19 protein-coding genes are annotated in these 17828 nt (G+C 70.3%); 9 read left to right on the top strand and 10 right to left on the bottom strand.

Features of this window, described 5'->3' with window-relative positions:
• A partial coding sequence (locus ACF08W_RS20645; RefSeq protein ID WP_392280110.1) for an AAA family ATPase occupies positions 1-258 on the top strand: 258 nt, incomplete at its 5' end.
• Between the two features lie 131 nt (positions 259-389).
• Here ACF08W_RS20645 and ACF08W_RS20640 read toward each other — a convergent pair.
• From ACF08W_RS20640 to ACF08W_RS20630, 3 genes are all read right to left on the bottom strand, one after another.
• Complete coding sequence (locus ACF08W_RS20640) at positions 390-968, bottom strand: transposase (protein ID WP_392280109.1); 579 nt, start codon at positions 966-968, stop codon at positions 390-392.
• Positions 969-1095: 127 nt separating this feature from the next.
• Positions 1096-1671, bottom strand: coding sequence for a transcriptional regulator (locus tag ACF08W_RS20635; RefSeq protein WP_352280846.1), 576 nt, complete (start codon positions 1669-1671; stop codon positions 1096-1098).
• Positions 1671-3266, bottom strand: a complete 1596-nt coding sequence (locus ACF08W_RS20630) for a helix-turn-helix domain-containing protein (protein WP_392280108.1) — start codon at positions 3264-3266, stop codon at positions 1671-1673. Before ACF08W_RS20630 ends, ACF08W_RS20635 begins: the two co-directional genes overlap by 1 nt.
• A 348-nt stretch (positions 3267-3614) precedes the next feature.
• On the opposite strand from ACF08W_RS20630, the gene adhP reads away from it, so the two are divergent.
• Positions 3615-4640, top strand: coding sequence for an alcohol dehydrogenase AdhP (gene adhP / locus ACF08W_RS20625; protein ID WP_352280849.1), 1026 nt, complete (start codon positions 3615-3617; stop codon positions 4638-4640).
• A 283-nt stretch (positions 4641-4923) separates the two neighbouring features.
• Here adhP and ACF08W_RS20620 read toward each other — a convergent pair whose 3' ends face one another.
• Positions 4924-5664 (bottom strand): DUF6193 family natural product biosynthesis protein, encoded by a 741-nt coding sequence (locus ACF08W_RS20620; RefSeq protein WP_392280107.1) that lies wholly within the window; start codon positions 5662-5664, stop codon positions 4924-4926.
• Between the two features lie 734 nt (positions 5665-6398).
• Between ACF08W_RS20620 and ACF08W_RS20615 the strand changes: the two genes are divergently transcribed.
• From ACF08W_RS20615 to ACF08W_RS20595, 5 genes are all read left to right on the top strand, one after another.
• A complete protein-coding gene (locus ACF08W_RS20615; protein WP_392280106.1) occupies positions 6399-7049 on the top strand; it encodes a class I SAM-dependent methyltransferase in 651 nt (216 codons plus the stop codon).
• Positions 7050-7468: 419 nt separating this feature from the next.
• The gene (locus tag ACF08W_RS20610) at positions 7469-7795 is read left to right on the top strand and encodes a hypothetical protein (RefSeq protein WP_392280105.1); all 327 of its coding nucleotides are present in this window, start codon (positions 7469-7471) and stop codon (positions 7793-7795) included.
• Positions 7796-8327: 532 nt separating this feature from the next.
• A complete protein-coding gene (locus ACF08W_RS20605) occupies positions 8328-8603 on the top strand; it encodes a hypothetical protein (RefSeq protein ID WP_392280104.1) in 276 nt (91 codons plus the stop codon).
• Between the two features lie 262 nt (positions 8604-8865).
• Positions 8866-9537 carry a transposase family protein gene (locus tag ACF08W_RS20600; protein WP_392280103.1) on the top strand — a complete coding sequence of 224 codons (672 nt, stop codon included), beginning with the start codon at positions 8866-8868 and terminating at the stop codon, positions 9535-9537.
• A gap of 1061 nt (positions 9538-10598) precedes the next feature.
• Positions 10599-10985: a hypothetical protein gene (locus ACF08W_RS20595; protein WP_392280102.1), complete on the top strand. Its 387-nt coding sequence runs from the start codon at positions 10599-10601 to the stop codon at positions 10983-10985.
• A gap of 275 nt (positions 10986-11260) precedes the next feature.
• Here ACF08W_RS20595 and ACF08W_RS20590 read toward each other — a convergent pair whose 3' ends face one another.
• From ACF08W_RS20590 to ACF08W_RS20580, 3 genes are all read right to left on the bottom strand, one after another.
• Positions 11261-12061: a sulfite exporter TauE/SafE family protein gene (locus ACF08W_RS20590; protein ID WP_352280862.1), complete on the bottom strand. Its 801-nt coding sequence runs from the start codon at positions 12059-12061 to the stop codon at positions 11261-11263.
• A 143-nt stretch (positions 12062-12204) separates the two neighbouring features.
• Positions 12205-12354 (bottom strand): hypothetical protein, encoded by a 150-nt coding sequence (locus tag ACF08W_RS20585; RefSeq protein ID WP_385213028.1) that lies wholly within the window; start codon positions 12352-12354, stop codon positions 12205-12207.
• Positions 12355-12479: 125 nt separating this feature from the next.
• Positions 12480-13481 (bottom strand): helix-turn-helix domain-containing protein, encoded by a 1002-nt coding sequence (locus tag ACF08W_RS20580; RefSeq protein ID WP_352280866.1) that lies wholly within the window; start codon positions 13479-13481, stop codon positions 12480-12482.
• A gap of 251 nt (positions 13482-13732) precedes the next feature.
• Between ACF08W_RS20580 and ACF08W_RS20575 the strand changes: the two genes are divergently transcribed.
• The gene (locus tag ACF08W_RS20575) at positions 13733-14503 is read left to right on the top strand and encodes a helix-turn-helix transcriptional regulator (RefSeq protein WP_352280869.1); all 771 of its coding nucleotides are present in this window, start codon (positions 13733-13735) and stop codon (positions 14501-14503) included.
• Here the strand turns inward: ACF08W_RS20575 and ACF08W_RS20570 are convergent.
• Complete coding sequence (locus ACF08W_RS20570) at positions 14482-15207, bottom strand: class I SAM-dependent methyltransferase (RefSeq protein WP_392280101.1); 726 nt, start codon at positions 15205-15207, stop codon at positions 14482-14484. The genes ACF08W_RS20575 and ACF08W_RS20570 overlap by 22 nt on opposite strands.
• A 155-nt stretch (positions 15208-15362) precedes the next feature.
• Between ACF08W_RS20570 and ACF08W_RS20565 the strand changes: the two genes are divergently transcribed.
• Positions 15363-15683 carry a hypothetical protein gene (locus tag ACF08W_RS20565; RefSeq protein WP_392280100.1) on the top strand — a complete coding sequence of 107 codons (321 nt, stop codon included), beginning with the start codon at positions 15363-15365 and terminating at the stop codon, positions 15681-15683.
• A 62-nt stretch (positions 15684-15745) separates the two neighbouring features.
• Here the strand turns inward: ACF08W_RS20565 and ACF08W_RS20560 are convergent, their stop codons facing one another.
• Both ACF08W_RS20560 and ACF08W_RS20555 read right to left on the bottom strand, forming a co-directional pair.
• The gene (locus tag ACF08W_RS20560; RefSeq protein WP_392280099.1) at positions 15746-16765 is read right to left on the bottom strand and encodes a proline racemase family protein; all 1020 of its coding nucleotides are present in this window, start codon (positions 16763-16765) and stop codon (positions 15746-15748) included.
• A 181-nt stretch (positions 16766-16946) separates the two neighbouring features.
• A complete protein-coding gene (locus ACF08W_RS20555) occupies positions 16947-17804 on the bottom strand; it encodes a class I SAM-dependent methyltransferase (protein WP_392280098.1) in 858 nt (285 codons plus the stop codon).
• Positions 17805-17828 lie beyond the last annotated feature (24 nt).

The raw sequence follows: 17828 nt of genomic DNA, 5'->3' as shown, positions 1-17828 counted from the left end.
AAGACCCGCCTCGCCCTGGCCACCCTCGTGGTCTCCTCCGCCAACGTGCTGCTCCTGGACGAGCCGACCAACAACCTCGACCCGGCCAGCCGCGAAGAGATCCTCGGCGCACTGCGCACCTACAAGGGCGCCGTCGTCCTCGTCACCCACGACGAGGGAGCGGTCGAGGCCCTCCAGCCGGAGCGCATCATCCTGCTCCCCGACGGCGTCGAGGACCTGTGGGGCGCGGACTACCGGGACCTGGTCGCACTGGCCTGACCGACGGACGCGATTCCTGCCCGTCGAAAAGTGCGGCAGGATACGAAACCAACGACCCAACCCCGCCGCCCGATCAGTGGCAACTCTGAAGGAGCTCACCGTTTCCCGGTGACCGTGCGACCCGGTATCGATCAGCCTGCAGAGCGCCGCCGCGTCCTCATGTCGAATCCAGGACGAACTGGCCGTCCCACCCGCAGAGGAAGAGGATTGTGCAGCCTGGCCACATACCGCCGGTACGCCCGCGCTTCGGCCGAAGTACCGTCGACGACGTCATGACGGTCAGGGAACGCCACACTTCCCGCATGAAGTTGCATGCCGGCCCCGAACTGGTTCCCGTGCAGGCGGCCGGCTACCAGTCGGTGCCGGTTCCGGGGAGTGGAATTGGCCCGGCCAGCCACCGGGCCGCGGTTGACCTGGAACCAGACCTCGCGATGGTTACCGAACAGCACGACACTCTCTCTCAGATCACGCACGTCGGTGTACACGCCGAATTCCCAGTCACCCGGAGCTTCCCCTGGGGCGTAATGCGCACGCAAAAATCGCCGGGACTCGATCGCGTTGATCGTGCAGACGATGTGTCGGATCTCGGTGCCGAAGCGAAAGAACGGGGTGAACTCCTCCCACACACTCTCCCACCACCGCACGATCACCGGATACTTCCGGGTCTCGACAATGGACGGCACGACTGGGAACGCCGACGTGGTCGCCAAGAGCACTGCGCTATGACGTAGATCGGGGCGCCGTCCGGGCGGGCCGCACGGATTGGCCTCAGCACAGTCAGGGAGTTCGCGGCCCCCTTTGCCAGTGCCGGGGGCGGGGCTTGCCCCGGGGCCGGGGTCAGGCGTTCCATCCGATGGAGGAGACGTTGCTGTAGCCGTCGTAGTCCGAGCCGATCAGGTCGAGGATCTCGTCCCACACCGCGTCGAGCTCGTCCAGGTCGTCGTTGGTCCAGGCGTCCACGGCACGGTCCCAGACGCCCCGGACGGAGATGCTGCGGCTGGACAGGTCACGCCGGTACTTCTGCTCCACCCCGGCCTGGTTGACGGGGTTGATCTCCACCCGGGTGCCCCGGCCGGCGTTGTTGAGCCGGTGTTTGAGGTCCGTGGCGACGTTGCGGCGGCGCAGGTTCCAGTACGCGGCGTCCAGGCGGGCGAGGTTGGCCTTGTTCGGGGTGCGTTCTTCTGCGAGCCAGGCCATCAGGGTGCGCGGGGAGACGTGGATTCCGGCCCGGTCCATCGCTTCGTATCCGGCGTCGGACCGGGTGAGGTAGTTCAGGCGGGCGGCGAGGCCGCGCTCGCTGTCGACCGGGGAGGCGATGCCGTGCACCATGCCCTCCAGGGCGATCCCGAGCGCTTCGGCCCCGGGCACGCCGTCCGCGCCGTACTTCCCGAAGTCCATCCATCTCCCGGCCATCAGCCGCCCGCCTTCCCGACCATGTAGATGCCGGAGGCCTTGCCGTCGCCGGACTTGACCTTCATCTCGGACACGCCGCGCCCTTCGCGGAACACTGTCCAGGGGTCTCCGGTGAGGTGGAGTTCGTCGGTGTGCTTGAGCGCGACGATCCCCAGCCCGGCCCGGTGGGCTTTGTACGCGCGGCCGCAGTGCAGGGCGTACGCCTGGGAGTGGATGTTGTGCATCCAGTCGGGGCGGATCATCTCGCGGTTGTGGACGGACTCCCCCATGGTGGAGACGAACTTGCTGTACATGGCCTTGACGTACTCGGTCGTCAGCGTGTCCCCGGCGGCGATCGCTTCCGCGCGCGCGGCGACCAGCAGTTTGCGCAGGGCGTCCAGGAAGTTCTCGGTCGCGCCGCTCGTCCAGGACTCGTGGACGGTCGGCGCCTCGGTGAGGCCCCACTTCGGTCCGGACAGGCGTAGCAGGAGGCGGAGGGTGGCGTCGGTGATCCAGAGGGCGCCGGGGGTGTCGCGGTCGCCGAGGGGGTCGGGCAGGTGGGGGTGGGTCCAGGGGGCGGGGGTGATGAGGTGGACCCCGGAGCGTTTCGGGCCGACGCCGTCCGGGCCGGTGGTGTGTTCGAGTTTCCCGATCGGCAGCCAGACCTTGAGTGCTGACAGGTAGGCGGCGTTGACGTCGAGGGCCGTGACCTGGATGTCGGCGCGGGCGGCGCGCAGGGAGTAGGCGGGGTTCCTGTAGGAGGGGCGGGCCTCCCAGATCTGGTCCGGCTCCTTCGTGGACGGCTTGTGCAGGATGTCGGGGAGTGCGGGGTAGGCGGTGTAGTCGTAGCGGGCGGTGGCCCGGGTCTCGTGGAAGAGGTGCATGACGTCCGGGACCGCGCGCTTGCTCAGTGCCTTGAGCGCGGCTTCCTCGTCACCGCCGGCGCGCTCGGCCTCCTGCTGGACGGCGCCCCTGATGAGTGCCATCAGATCGGCCTCGGCGCGCTCGGCGGACTTGCTCCGGCGCTGCGGGCGGGTCGCCGCCGGGGCCGGGGTCGGCGAGTCCGGGGCGGGGGCGGGTGCGGGGGCGGCCGGGGTGTGTGCGGCCGGGGGCGGTGTGGGGACGGGTCGGCACATGGCTCCGGAGTGGAGGGGGCGGCCGTCGGTGGACTGGTAGGTGGTCTCGACGCCGCACTGGACGCACGGGCCGGGGTCTCCCTCGATGGCTCGGCCGTCCGGGCCGCGCAGGGTCTCCAGACCGGTGAACGTGAAGGGCACCGGGGCAGGCGGGATCGGGGTGCTGGAGGGCTCGTCGGTGGGCAGCGCCGCGACCGGGGCCGGATCCTGGGCCGGGCCCGGGGCCTGGGCGGGTGCGGGGTGGATTTCCGCGAGGCCGCGCAGCAGGCGCAGGTAGGGCAGGCGGGCGGGCGGGATGGGGGTGGAGGCTCCGGTTTCCCAGTTGGTGATGCTGCCGCGTGTGACGCCGACCGCGGCAGCGACCTGGGCGCGGGTCAGCCCGGCCGCCTCGCGCAGCCGCAGGCGCTCTTCCGGCGGAGGCATCTCGGCTGCCAGCCGGGCCTCTTCGAGAAGCGACTCAACACTCACTTCATCACTCATGCGGAAACTGTATCAATATTGCCCTTCTATTGACGCTGGATTGTGCTTCGATTGTGCAGGCTTTGGTTGTCGTGTGGGTGATCGGTGTACTGCGGAGCCGATCCGCTGCTGGAGGCCCTCGGGGTGCGGTGCACGACCAAGCCGACCCAGCTCGCCCTTTGGGCATGCCAAGGGGCCGAGCCGCACAGTGCCCCACCCGCGGGTGGCTCGGAGATCGTTCGGGTACCGGGCTGGACCGGGCTGGGAGGAGAGGCAGGAGCAACCCATCCGAAATAGTCTGGTTCAAGGCTTGTGCACCCCGGTTGCGCACCATGGGCCGGATGTACTCATCGAGGCAGAGGAGCCCCCATGAAAGCGGCCGTCGTCCGCAGCTTCACCGAACCGGTGGTCGTCGAGGACCGGCCGGTCCCTTCTCCCGCCGGGCACCAGGTTCTCGTCAGGATGGAGGCGTCCGGCCTGTGCCACACCGACATCCACGCGGCGCACGGCGACTGGCCGGTCAAGCCCTCCCCTCCCTTCGTCCCGGGCCACGAGGGCATCGGCATCGTGGAGGCGGCCGGCGACCAGGTCACCCACCTCGCGGTCGGCGACCGGGTGGCCATTCCCTGGCTCGGAGAGGCGTGCGGGCACTGCGACCACTGTGTCTCCGGCTGGGAGACGCTCTGCCTCCAGCAGCAGAACAGCGGCTACTCGGTCGACGGCAGCCATGCCGAGTACGCCCTCGCCCACGGGACGTACGTGGTACCCGTGCCCGACGGCATCGACCCGCTGGACGCGGCACCGCTGACCTGCGCGGGTGTCACCACGTACAAAGCGGTCAAGCTCTCCGGGGCACGCCCCGGCACCCGGGCGCTCGTGTCCGGCATCGGCGGGCTGGGACACCTGGCCCTGCAGTACGCCCGGATCTTCGGCGCCGAGACCATCGCGGTCGATGTCACCGACGAGAAACTCGCCCTCGCCAGGGATCTGGGCGCCGACCACGTCATCGACGCACGTGTGCAGGACGTGGCCGAGGAGGCGCAGCGGCTCGGTGGTGCCGACGCGGCCGTCTCGCTTGCGGTGAGCAACGCCTCGTTCGAGGCCGCGTACGCATCACTGCGGCGTGGTGGCACGCTGGTCCTGGTGGCCCTGCCGGCGGAAGGGAAGCTGGAGATCCCGGTCTTCGACACCGTGCTCAACGGAACGAAGATCGTCGGGTCGATCGTCGGCACCCGGGAGGATCTGGCCGAGGTCTTCCGGCTGCACAGCCTGGGCCGCACCCGGGTGGTGCGCGAGACCCGGGACCTGACCGACATCAACGCCTCGATCGATGAGGTGCTGGGCGGCCAGGTCCCGGGCCGTCTCGTCTTCGACATGAGCAGGACCCGTACCTGAGCCCGTGCCCGGTTCGGTGTGAGAGGGGCCGGGGAGCCAAACCGCGGTGGGTTCAGCTCCCGCTCGGCGCGGCCTTCCCCGGGAGGAGCGCCTCTCCAGCCGGTCCAGGCGCGCGTAAAGCCCCGTACGAGGTGCTGCCGGCGCTGCCGAGCGTCTGCGTTCGTCCGCCACCACGTCAACATGCTCGGCCGGTAATGGTTCCGGCTGCCGGAACTGCCAGGTGGGCTGCGGTCGTTGCCCGGCCCGGACCAGTCGGACCAGGGGTGATGGGGCCCTGGGCCGATCAGCCGCCGAGCGTGACCGGGCCGAGGCCGGTCGGCAGGTGCTGGACGGCCAGTGCCACAGCCTCGTGCGCCGTGGCGAACCGGCCGAGGTCCGGAGTGATGAAGCCCCGGCCCAGGCCGTACGTGCCGTCGCTGCCCGCCGTCAGGGATGGTCCGACCACGGTCAGGTCCGGGCGGGTGGTGGCCGAGAAGCGCAGTGCCCAGTGGCTGGTGAACGGATAGAGGGCACGCAGCGCCGGTGCGGCGTATGCCGCCTCGATCAGGGCTTGGTACGACGTGCTCCAGGCGTACTCCAGTTCAGCCGCTTCCTGGCGCAGGCTGTGCCACTCGGATTCCGTGAGGCGTGCGGGATGGTGGTCGGGCACCTCGGCCCTGCCGGTGAGGTGTACGAAGGGGATCGCCCGGCGGATGTCGTCCAGGGACGTCCCGTCGTGCCACGCCCGGGCGGCCCTGGCGATCTCCGTCAGGTTCTCTGTCCTGCCGTCGAGGAGTGCCAGTCCCTGGAAGGGTTCCGCACCGCGAATCGACCACCGGCGTTCGTGGGACCACGCGCTGATCTGCAGCGGCTCGCGGTGAGGCAGGGTGCTGGCGACGGCAGCGTGGCGCAGCGGATCGGAATGTGAGGAGGTGACGGGGGCGGCGCCGAGGCAGCCCTCCGCCTCGGCCCGAAGCGCGGCAGCGAGGCTGCCGAAGGCCGCGACGTCCGGGTACAGGGCGGAGGGATCGGGAGGGTTGGGCACGGCTCGATTGTGCCTGAGCCTGTGCGTCGGCAGGGGCTCGGGCTTGAGAGTGCCTCGGTCGGAACGGACGCGAGCCGGAAGGGACGCGGCCGGGAACACGGGGTGGCACTGCTCTTCCTCGCGTTCGAGAAGTGCCGCCAGGACGTGCATGTCCCGGTGAGTGCTCGTCAGCGGTGTGGATCCTCTGGGTAACCGCGGAAGGGGTTCGGGGAGCCCGGCCGCGGGCTCGACCGTCCCTCGACGCCGCCCTTCTGGGGTGCGCGGTCCGGGGGAAGCGGTATGCCGCCGCACACTCCTGCGGGTGGAAGGGTGCGGTGTGGAACGCGAGGACCGTCCGGAGGCCCGTTGCGCGTCGCTCGGACGGGCCGCCCCCTTCCCCGCACGCTCCGCTGTCCGGGCCCACGTCGCGTGGACCCGCGGCACGTACCGGGCGCCGGACCGGATCGCCTCCGCCTGCTCCTGCAGATCCGCGTCGGTGGGCCCGGGCAGCCGCTTCGTCCGCAGCCCGGCGCAGCAGCGGCAGTGCCTGCGCCCAGGCGGAGCTGGGACGCCGGATGGCCGGCACCACGGTCGGCTCCCCCGACGAGGCCCGGTTCCGGACGGCGGAAGCGGGCACAGGGTCCGGGTGACGGCGTCGGCAGGTGTGGGCGCCGGAGTGCTGGGCGGGCCCGGCCACCTGCTACGGCAGGACCTGCTGGATTTGATCCTTCAGAACGACGCCTAGGATGCGGAGCATGAACAGGAGTACGTCGGCACATGGGGGCCCGACGCCGATGACGACGCGGCGGACCCGCTGGCAGGAGGCGGGCAACAGCGAGAACTTCGGCAAGCGGTTCGCCGGTCTCGTCGCCGCCGGCGAGGACATCGACGGTGAAGCCCGGCTCGCCGACACGCTCCTGCCGCGCGGCGCCCGGGTGCTCGACGCCGGTGCCGGCATGGGCCGGGTCACCGCGGCGCTTCTGCGGCGCGGGCACGACGTGGTCGCGATCGAGCCCGACGGGACACTGGTCCGGCAGGCCCGGGAGACCTACCCCGGACTGCCGGTCGAGGAACGCGACATCCTCGGCCTCGGCCCCGACGACGGCCCGTTCGACCTGGTCGTCTGCGTCGGCAACGTCATGATCTACCTGGCCGAGGGCACCGAGCGTGAGGCCCTGCGCGCGATGCGCGCCGTGCTCGGCGAGAACGGCCGGATCCTGGTCGGCTTCCACCTCCAGGACCGGCCGTCGCACGCCCACGCCTACACCGCGGCCGAGTTCGAGGCGGATCTCGCGGCCGCCGGACTCCGCGTCGACCTGCGGGCAGGCACCTACCAACTGCACCCCGCGAACGAGGACTACGGCGTCTGGGTCCTGAGCCCCGCCCAGGGTGGGGCCAGCGGGTAGATCCGCGGCTCACGGGTCGGGATGCGGGGACGGAACCTGCCCGGATCTGCGGCGAGGGGCCGACACCCCCTGGGAGAGCGTCTCGGTGAACCCATCCGCCGACGAGATCGGCGGAGCGGACTTGTCGGGCTGCCGGACGGCACCACGAAGATCTCGCCCGCCTTTCGACCCGGCCTTCCCCGGCGCCCTCCTCACACCGATCGACGTTGGTGAGCGCGCCATCACCCCGCGCACGGGTTATCAGGCCGGCGAGCGGGTTGCGGGCGTCGTGGGTGAGGGAACTCCTTGCGCAGCGTTGTGCCGCCAGGTGACAGGGTCCGCTCCCCGAGGAGGCCGTTGTCCAGCCATGCAGGAATCGTCCGAAGGGCGGTGAGGGCGCATCCGCTTCCCTTCTTGATCGTTGACCGGTCATGCCCCGTATGAAGAATGTTGCTGCTCTGCTCGCGGCCTGTGCCCTCCCGCTGCTTGCTGCCACGCCGGCCCACGCCGGGGTCAGCTCGTCCTGCGGCCAGTACGTCTGCGTCATGACCGCGCACCACAACCGATTCGTCCAGGACATCACCGTGAGGACCAAGGACGGCGTGCCCGGCACCCTTCGCGCCTACTGGGGCAACTACCGCTCCTCCAGGGTCAATGCGGCGAGCCGCCGGTGGGAGGTCGGCCGCGAGCAGGCGGCCTCGAAGCTTGTGTGTGGCGGCCTGGAGCGCGATGGGCGATCCATCGAGGACGTCTGCGTCACCATCTGATCGTCACCTGCCCCGGGATCCCTGATCTCCCAGCCTGGAAAAACCCCGCGGGGAGGTCAGGGATCCGTGCGTTCGGAACTGACGACAACAAACTCCGATCCGTCAAAGTCCCTAGTTGCTGGGGCTCTCCGCCAAGGGCTCTCTCCGGGACGGGCCCGCCTCACGTCGAACCGGCGCACGCAGATCATCCCCATGTACCCGCTGCGTGCAGTACTTACGGGCTGCCCCGCGATTGTGACGTCACGCCATGTCCCGAATCGGCCAACAGCATCCCCCAGGATGCGGCGCCGTTCGCATGCCCACGAGGTGTACAGCGTTCCTCTGGAGAGGAAACGGTCGGGACGGCAGCCGATCTGTTCGCCGCAGGCCCCGTCTGGGATGCTGAAGGCCAGGCTCGACAGGGGGGCAGACGGTGTATACGGAACCTATGGCGCGAGCCGTTGTGGAACCAGCAGTACTCAAGCTGATACGGCAATACCCCCGTGGCAGGGCGTTCTCCACTACGGTCACATTCGGCGGGGACGACTTCAGCATGTGCGCCCACATACGGGCGCAGTGGGCGGCACCCGGGCAGGTGAAGATCGCACTGGCCTGTTGGGTCGTCAACATGGACACCGCTCGCTATCTCGGTGGCAACCCGCCTGCCAGGGAGGAGATGCGCCTGCCACCGGAAGGCACAGCGGAGTGGGACGAGGAACTGACCAGCCGGGTGATCGGCCACCTCGCAGCTCGTATGAACGCTCTTGCCACCGCCCTGCCGACCGCCGACGAACACCTCACCATCACCGTGCCTCTCGTCCTGACGTAGTCCGGCACAACGCCGGGGGACCGGCCTGGACCGCACAGGTGACCAGAGCCAGCCCGGTCGCTGCCTGCATCGACGGCCTGGAGGCGGCTGTGGGCGAGCGCGGCGAGTCAGCGATCGATCAGACTCCGCGACCTCGCCGGTGCAGCCAGATCGCGATCAGGGCGCGCTGAGCGACGCGACGCCGGATTCGTCACGGGCTGCCTCGTGATTGATCTTGGTCACGTCAGGCAACATACGGAAGGCCGCGCGAGTTGTCTGGGTTGTGAAGATCAAACAGGTCCGCGCGGCCATGTCACATCATGCCTTCTGCGGCCTCTCGCGTAAGCATCTGGGCGCGCTGGTGGAAGAACTCGCTCCGCGTTGGGAGGCGCGCTGTGAGTCTGCACGCCACCAACGGCGCGAGGGAGCCCGCCAGCGTCAGGCAGGAGCCGGACCGAAGCACGAATTCGTCTTCACCGACCGGCTGCCGGCCACACTCGTACATCTGCGGACTGGCCTTACCCATGAGGCCCTCGGGGTGCTCTACGAGGTGGGGTCCTCCACGATCGGCCGGGCCCTCGCCGAGATCCGCCCGCTGCTCGCCGAGCGGGGGTTCGCCGTTCCCGACCGTCCCGGTGTGCGCCTGCGCACCCTGGCCGATGTCTTCGCCCATGCCGAAGCCGAGGACGTGACTCTGCGGATCGACGGGATGGAAACCCAGGTCCGCCGCCCCCGGGCGGGCCAGCCTGGCCGCCGCGCCTTCGTCTCCGGCAGGCGCAGGCAGAACACCTTCAAGACCACCACGATCAGCGACCACCAGGGCCGCACCCTGTGGTCCGGCGCCCTGCGGCCCGGCCGCATGCATGACCAGAACGCGCTGCGCACCGAGGGCATCGCCGAACAGTTCCACCAGCATCCCGGCGTGAAAGCCGAGATCCCCGACCAGAGCCGTTGACGGTCCAGTCCGTAGCCGCCAGGACCGCCTGATTGTTGCGTGCGAGGTCCTTGATCTCGGCTTTGAGGGAGTCCAGGCGGCTGCGGTAGGCGATCGCGTCGTGGAGCTGGTGCCGGTAGGCGTAGATTCCTGCCTGCTGGAGGAGGACGGTCTCGTCGGTGGTGACGATCTGCGCGCGCAGATCGGTAAGACGGCTCTCGGCCTGGTAGATCTCACTGCGCTGCCGCTCGGTTTCCTTGCGGGTCTTCTCAGCATCTTTGGCGACCTGCTTGGCTTCCCTCTTGATGTCTTTGACAGTCCGGCGTGCTTCCTCGACGATCGCTTCGGCCTGCGCCTGGGCCTGTGTCAGCAGCGCGGCCGCTTCCTGGCGTGTGCGGCGCACCAGCCCGGCGACCTGGGCGGCGTCCGCTCCGTGGGCCTGTGCGATCCATGCCCTCAGCTCTTCGAGCTCACGTGTCCCAGGCTGTCGTCGGCGGCCGAACCAGCCCCGCTTCCGGGCGGCAGGGGCCGCGGGCTGAGGCTCGTACTGGTGAGGAATGGCACCGGTCGCCGGAGCAGCGTCGGGAGACTCGGCAAGCCACAACTGCCAGCCCGGCGGAGGAGGCGGCCACGTGGGGTCGGGCTGCCAGCCGTCCGAGGGAACCCAGCCCTCGGGCAACAGCCAGTTCGGCGGCGGGTTGAACCGGAATCCGCTCATGCTCACTCGCACACTCCCCCACCCGGGCACCGTTCGGTGACACACCCAGACAACTCTCGCGATCTTGCCGTGCAACCTGTCAGGAGACGGGCCGATCACGGAAAAGCGGCGCAAAAGGCACCCTGGCTGGTCCACGAGCGCCGGAAGCCCGGACGGCGACGGAAACAGATCCGGCCGGGCGTGATCCGCACCAAATTTCGTCTACCCGGTCGACGAGTTCCCCTCGGACCGTTGGCCCCTTGGCGGCTTCCGACACCACCATCCGACGTTTCGGCCGGAGCCAAAACCACACGCGCGCTATCTGGCGGCCGTCTCATGCTCTGCGGGAAGAAACACGGCTCACACCACATGAAGGGGATCTTGCATGAAGCAGTTCAAGCGTGGCGCAGCAGTACTGGCCTCTGTCGTTCTTGCCGGGACGGGACTGGCACTCTCGACCGCGCCGGCCTCCGCCGCCCGGGCCGGGACCGCCCCGGCCGTCCGGGCAAGTCACCCCAAGGTCGACGTGTACTTCGCCTACTCCTCGTGGTCCCACGAGAGCCCGGACTCGAAGGCGTCCACCCATGTAGGCACCTTGAAAGCGGGCAAGAACTACGTCTACTGCTTCGTCAACGGCGAAACGTACACGGACAAGGGCCACACGAGCACCGTCTGGCTGATGACGGACGACGACAGCGGGAACACCGATGTCTATGTGTCCAGGGTCTATCTCACAGACGGCAGCTACAACGTGGACCTGCCGCGCTGCTGATACCCCGCCGCCCCGGCAACCCCCGCCAGGCCATCTCGGACTGGGCCTGGCGGGGCCCGGGCCTCCTCACCGTTCGAGACGTACGAGGGCGTCTTCGGCTTCGGGGTGTCAGGGTGACCGTGCCGTCGAGGCCGCGCTCGTCCTTCACCGCCCGGCGCAGGAGTTCGCGGATGTCTTCCTCGGTCAGGGACCGAAACTGGGGTGCCAGGAGAAGCGGTCCCGGCAGCTCTTCGGTGGGGAAGGGCCGGGGCGGTGCCGTGGTGCCGGCCTGTTGTTCAGATCACCATGACGAGTGTGACGACTGCCAGCAGGGCGACGTAGGCGAAGGAGTGGGCCCGGTCCGGGACGCGGGCGGTGGTGCGGCGGGCGAGGGCGATGGTGGGCAGTGAGCCGGCGAGCAGTGCGGCGCAGGCGATCAGGTCGATGTGGCCGAGCTGTCCGGGGCCGGGGTGCGGGGTGGGGGCCGCGAGGGCGTAGACGGCGGTGCCGACCACGGCGACGGGCACGCTGAGCGGGTTGGCCATCGCCGTGGCCTCGGCCATGGGCAGGCCGCGGCGGCGCAGCAGGGGGACGGTCATGACGCTGCCGCCGACGCCCAGGCAGGCGGCGACGGTGCCGATGGCGAGGCCGCCGAGGGTGGTGGCGGGGCGGCTCAGGGGGCGTGGTTCCCGGGTCTGCGGGGTGGTCAGGAAGCCCTTGCGGAGCAGGCTGTCGGTGATCGTCGCGAGCAGGTAGGCGGTGAAGAGTGTGCGCAGTGTGGTTTCGCCGGTCCGGGTTGCCAGGAGGGATCCGGCCACCGCGCCGGCCAGGACGAATGCGGCCATGGGCCAGATGTATTCCTGGCGGATCCGGCCCTGGCGCCATTGTGTCAGGGTCGCGAAGAGCGAGTTGACGACCATGACCGCCGTGGAGGTGGCCACTGCGATGTGCATGGCGTCGGTGTCGGGGTGGGCCGGGGTGTTCCAGAGGGCGTAGACGACGGGGACGGTGACGAAGCCGCCGCCGAATCCGAAGAGTGCCGTGGTGATCCCGGTCAGGCAGCCGAACAGGAGCAGCAGGAGGTAGGGGGTTTGCACTGCTGTGACGCTACGGGCCTGGCGGTGTGGCGGGCAATCGATTGGTTGCCAGGTTCTTTCGCCGATCCGACAGGGTTTCCTGGGTCGGGCCGGGTGGTCGCGGTGCGGGTTGGCGGGTCGCGTGGGGTGCTGGTTCTCAGTGGTCAGCTTCCGGACAGCAGGGAGAGGCCGCCGACGAGTACGACCGCCATGAGGATGATCAGGGCGAGCATGACTCCCATGCAGAAGCCGCAGCCCTGCCCCGTGCCGCGGCTGAACGAACCGTCGCCGCCGCTGGGCGTCTGCCCTGCCATCTCGCCTCCCGGGCTCTCCTGGATGGTGTGGGTGGCAGGGCCTTTTTCGGCCGCTGGTGCCACGCGCCCATCGTGGTGTGCCGTGTCTTCGTGGAGTTGGCGACGGGTGCGGGGCGGATGTGCTTTCAGTGCGGAGAAGGTGCTGGGGGCGTGCCGTCCCGGAACTGCCGGGGTGTTTCGCCGTAGGTCTTCCTGAACACGCGGCTGAACTCGCCCGGGCTGGAGAATCCCCATCGGGTGGCGATCACGCCGATGGGCTGCTTGTGCGGGGAGGGTGTGGCGAGGGCTTGTCGGCAGCGTTCCAGTCGTCGGCGTCGTACGGTCGCCATGACGCCTTCGGGTTCGGCGCTGAAGAGTTGGTGGAGGGTGCGGACGGAGATGTGGTGGTGGGAGGCGATGGTGGCGGGGGTGAGGCCCGGGTCGCCGAGGTTCGTCTCGATGAATGCTCCGATTCTCGCGACGAGGGCTCGGCGTCTGGTCTCGGTGGGGAGGAGGCCGCTGACGTCGATGTGGCCGGCGAGGAAGGCTGCTGCGAGGTCGACGGCGATGGTGCCCAGGCGTTGGTTCTCCGCCTTCGACTGGTGTGTGACCTGCCCGAACGCGGTTCCCATGAGGTGCCGCAGGAGGGAGCCCGTGGCGGTGTGCGTGGACAGCGGCTGGGCGAGCAGTCGGTCCGTCTGGTCGGCGGGCAGGGGGAAGGCCGCCCTGGGAAGGTGGAGGACCGTCAGGACCGTGCCCAGTCCGAGGTCCGGGAACGTCGCCTCCAGCGGGTGGGCCATGTCGAAGAACACCAGTCCGCCGGCGTCGACGGCGACGCTTCCGTTCTGCTGGGTCACCTGCATGGGGCTGCGGTGGATGAGGGCCAGCATGTAGGTGTCGGTGCCGCCGCGCCGGATGTGCCGTGCGGTCCGGGTGGCGTCCAGGGCGGGGAAGGCGAACCGGGCCAGTTGCACCGCGCCGAGGTCGGTGTGCCGGACCTGCGCGGGGAAGTCCCGGGCGTGGGAGCTGGTCATGGCCAGCGGTGCGATCTGGTCGTGGATGACGTCGACGAACCAGCCGAACCGGTCGGTGGCGGCCAGGCCGTTGTTGGACAGCGAAACCACGGATGCGGCGGCGGAAGTCGTCATCGCGACATGGTCGGGAACCCGGAGCCGCTCCGGGAAGACCATCTTCGGCCAGGCTGAGGCAGGGGGCGTCGGGCGGGGCGGTGGGCGGGGGTAGGGGTGTGGGCGGTTCTGCGGGATTCACGGCGGTGGCGGTGGGCTCCGCCAACCGGCTGCGGCAGGTGGCGGGTTCGTCCGTCCTCGTGCCGGTGGGGGGCCTGCCACCGCGGCGGCCATGTGCCCGGAGGCGGGACGCGGCTACTAGTCTGGCTGGTGTGCGCAATGTCCGTGTCGACGAGGTCGATGGCTTCGACCGTGCTGTTCTGGCCATCGGTACCGATTACCCGCCCGGTCATCTGCTGCCGTACCACGAGCATCGCCGGGCCCAGGTGCTGTATGCGGCGACCGGTGTGATGGAGGTGTCGACGGCGGAGGGGGCGTGGACGGTGCCTCCCGACCGGGCGGTGCTGGTCCCGGCGGGGACGCGGCACCGGGTGTCGATGCGCGGGGTGAGTACCCGCAGTCTCTACGTCGAGCCGGCCGCCGTGCCGTGGTTTCCCGTCCGGTGCCGGGTCGTGGAGGTCTCCGCGTTGCTGCGGGAGCTTCTTCTGGCGGCCGTCGACATGGAGCCGCTGTATCCGGAGCATGGTCGTGATGCCGCGCTGGTGGGTCTGCTCCTGCATGAGCTGGCCGGTCTGGCGCCGTTGCCCCTGGAGGTTCCGCTGCCTGCCGATCCGGCGCTCCGGCGGCTGTGCGCCGCGTTCCTGCGCCGTCCGGACGTCCATGATCCGCCTGCTCGTTGGGCTGCTGAGCTGGGGGTGAGCGAGCGTACTCTGGGCCGGTGGTTCCGTGGGTCCACGGGGTTGGGTTTCGCGCAGTGGCGGCAGCGGGCGTGTGTCGTGCATTCCTTGCGGCACCTGGCCGTTGGTGTGCCGGTGGCCCGGGTCGCGGCGGATCTGGGGTACGGGAGTCCGGCGGCGTTCACCACCGCTTTCGGTGCCCTGCTGGGCCGTCCGCCCAGTGCCTACCGGGGGTCCGGTCCCTGAGGGGGCCGGGGGGCTTGGTCCCGGGTCGGCGGGGCTTTCCAGACCATGGCCAGGGCGAAGCCGAGGTCGTCGAAGCGTGCTCCGGGGAAGACGCTTCCGTAGAGCTCGCGGAACTGTGCGCGGGACAGGTAGCGGTCGCTGAGCAGGTGGGCCAGCCAGGGCCGGCTGTGCCAGAAGCGCAGTTGGAACCAGGCGTCGCGAAGCCCCAGGCGCCGGACCTCGCGGGGGAAGTTCCACCGTGCGGGCCAGGTGTAGGCCCGTCGGGGCGGGGTGGGGCGGGCGTCGCAGACGTTGTCGACGAGTGCGACGGTGGCGCCGGGTCGTGCGAGGCTCTTGAGGTGTTCGAGGCCCGCGCGGCAGTCCTTCAGGTGGTGCAGCGTCGTATGGCTGTAGACGAGGTCGAAGCCGTCGGCGTCCTCCAGCGCGAGCAGGTCCGCCACGATGTAGTGCGTGTGGGGCCGTGCTCTTGTGGTCCTGGCGATCTCGATGAGGGGGGCGCTCAGGTCGAGGCCGACGACTTCCCGGAAGTGGCCGGAGAGGGCTTCGACCGCGTGTCCCGGGCCGCAGCCGGCGTCCAGGGCCCGTTCGCCCTTCAGGCCCAGTCCCAGGAGCCAGGCGGTGTTCCGTCCGGGGAACAGGCTCACGAAGCGGTCGTAGTCGCGGGCGAACCGGTCGAAGGACTGGGGGTCGGTCGTCTCCGTCATGTCCCGTCCCGGTGTCGCCTGCCCTCGGTTTCCGCGGGTTCAGTATGCACGGTGGGCCGTGGCGGTGGGAGGTGCGGTGCGGCGTGCGCAACCCGGTTCCGTTTCCCGGCGTCCAGTGTCTTGACGGACGGCTGACGATCACCCGGGGAGAGCACATGGCGAAGAAGGACCGGACGGCGGACGCGGCGAGGGAGAAGGACCGCGAGAAGTGGATGGCCCGTTTCCAGGTGCGGCTGGCCATGCAGCCGGGGGTGGACCGGGCGGTGGTGCTCCGGGCGGTCAAGGAGGTCTCGACGCACGGTGGGGGTGGCGGGGAGGATCCGCGGGCCGTTTTCGGTGATCCGGACGACCATGCCGTTCAGGTCGCCGCGCGGCTGGTGCCGGCGGACCGGGCGGCGCGCGCGAAGCGGCGCGACGCCGCGGTGGACACGTTCGACTCCGTGCTGAAGAAGGCCCGGGACATCGCCGGTCTCTGACCGGCCGGTGCGGCTTCGGCCGGGGCCGCCGCACCGCCCGTCGTGTGTGTCCGCCCGGCCGGTCACCGCAGGACGAAGCCGGTGCCGAGACCGTCCTCGGGGTCGAGGTCGAAGTGGTGCTCGCCGGTCCGGTAGGCGCTTCCCGTGACCTCGGCGACGACGGCGGGGCGGCCGTGGGCGGTCAGTTCCTCGACGATCCGGGCGTGGAAGCGGGTGCCGACGATCGAGTCGTGGACGAGTGTCCGGCCCGGTGCGAGGCGGCCGGTCGCGGCGAGTACGGCGACGCGGGAGCAGGTGCCGGAGCCGCAGGGGGAACGGTCGACCTGGCCGTCGGCGAAGACGGTGACGTTGCGCTGGTGGGGGTTGCCGTTCTCGTCGTCGCCGAGGTCGTCGTAGAGGATGGTGCCGTAGATGCCGCTGAGGCGGTCGTCGGCGGGGTGCCGGGCGTGCTCGGTGTCGTTCAGCGCCCGTTTGACCTCGCGTCCGATCGCGATGAGGTCGGTGTAGTGCTCGGGGGTGACGGCGAGTCCGGCGCTGCCCGCGTCCAGGTGTGCGTAGATGGCGCCGCCGTAGGCGATGTCGACGACGACGTCCCCGCGGGAGGTGGTGAGGGGGACGCGTTCGGCGAGCCGGTAGCCGGGGACGTTGACGAAGTCGACGCCGGTGGTCCGCCCGCCCTCGGTGCGGACGCGCAGGGTGACCCTGCCCGAGGGGACGTCGATGACGACCGTGGTGGTGCCGGAGGGGTCGCGGGCGACGCGGCCGGCCCGCACGGCCCAGGCGGCGAGTGCGATGGAGCCGTGGCCGCAGGCCGTCGAGAAGCCGTCCTTGTGCCAGAACAGCACGCCGAAGTGGGCGCCCTCGTCGTCGGGCGGGGTGAGGAAGCCGCCGTACATGTCGGCGTGGCCGCGGGGTTCGAAGCACAGCAGGGTGCGCAGGGCCTGCACGTCGGGGTCGCCGATGGCGAACATCCGGCGTTCGGCGACGGTGGCTCCCTCGATGGCGGCCGGCGGCTCGGGGACGATGCGGAAGGGTTCGCCGCCGGTGTGGTAGTCGACGGTGCGTACCTGACGGGTGGTCATGGTGTTCTCCTCGGTCCGGTCGCCGGTGCGGCGCCGGTCCTCGGGGACGGTGGGGCGGTCCCGGCCGGGCCGGGCCGCTCCCCCGCCGCCGTGGTGCGGGGGTTCCGGGACGGTATCCCGCACCGCGGGTGCCCGGTGCCCGGGAGTGCCACTGGCACGGATCGGCCGCCCGGGCCCGGGGTCAGACGGTGGCCAGCAGCAGGTCCTCGCCGCTCGACGGGCGCAGTCCGTCGGCGCGACCGGAGAAGTAGCGCTCGGCGAGCAGCGCCCCGGACACGTGTCTGGCGTCCTCGAAGCCGGTGTCGCGGGCCAGTGCCAGCATCTCGGAGGGGGTGTAGAAGCTGATGAACGGGGTTCCGGATGCCTGGGCGCCCTCCTTGCTCGTCCGGAGGCCGGGGCGGTCGGCGTCGTCGAGGAGTTCGGGCGGGAGCAGGAAGGTCATGGCGAGGGTGGATCCGGGTGCGAGGCCGGCGATCTCGCGCAGGGTGGCCGCGTTGGTTTCCTTGGTGAGGTACATGGTGACGCCGGTGGAGACGACGACCGCCGGGCGGCCGGTGTCGAATCCGGCCCGGGTCAGTTCTTCGAGCCAGTTCTCGTCCGCCTCGAAGTCGACCGGTACGAGGTGGAGCCGGTCGGGGACGCGGTAGCCGAGTTCGGTGAGGCGGTGGCGTTTCCATGCCTGGGTGGCGGGCTGGTCGATCTCGAAGATCTGGAGGCGGGAGGCGAGTTCCGGGTTGCGCTGGGCGAAGGTGTCCAGTCCGGCGCCCAGGATGACGTACTGGGTCGTGCCCCGGTCGGCCTGTTCGGTGATCAGGTCCTCGATGTACCGGGCGCGGGCGACGATGGCCGCCCTGAATCCGCTGGTGGTCCGCGGGTCCATGTCGGGGCGGGTGCGCCAGTCGTCGCCGGGGGCCACCAGGCGCAGGCCGATCTCGTCCTCGATGACGTGCGGGGGCGGGTCGGCCTCCAGGTGCAGTGCCCGCCACAGGGCGGTCCGCACCGCGGTGTGGTCCGGTGGCCGCGTCTGCTCGTGTGCCATGGTGCCGCTCCTTCGTCGCGGTCG

Source organism: Streptomyces sp. NPDC015144 (assembly GCF_043079735.1).
GTDB lineage: Bacteria > Actinomycetota > Actinomycetes > Streptomycetales > Streptomycetaceae > Streptomyces.
Note: the sequence above shows the minus strand (reverse complement) of the source record. Positions and strands in the feature narration are given on the sequence as shown.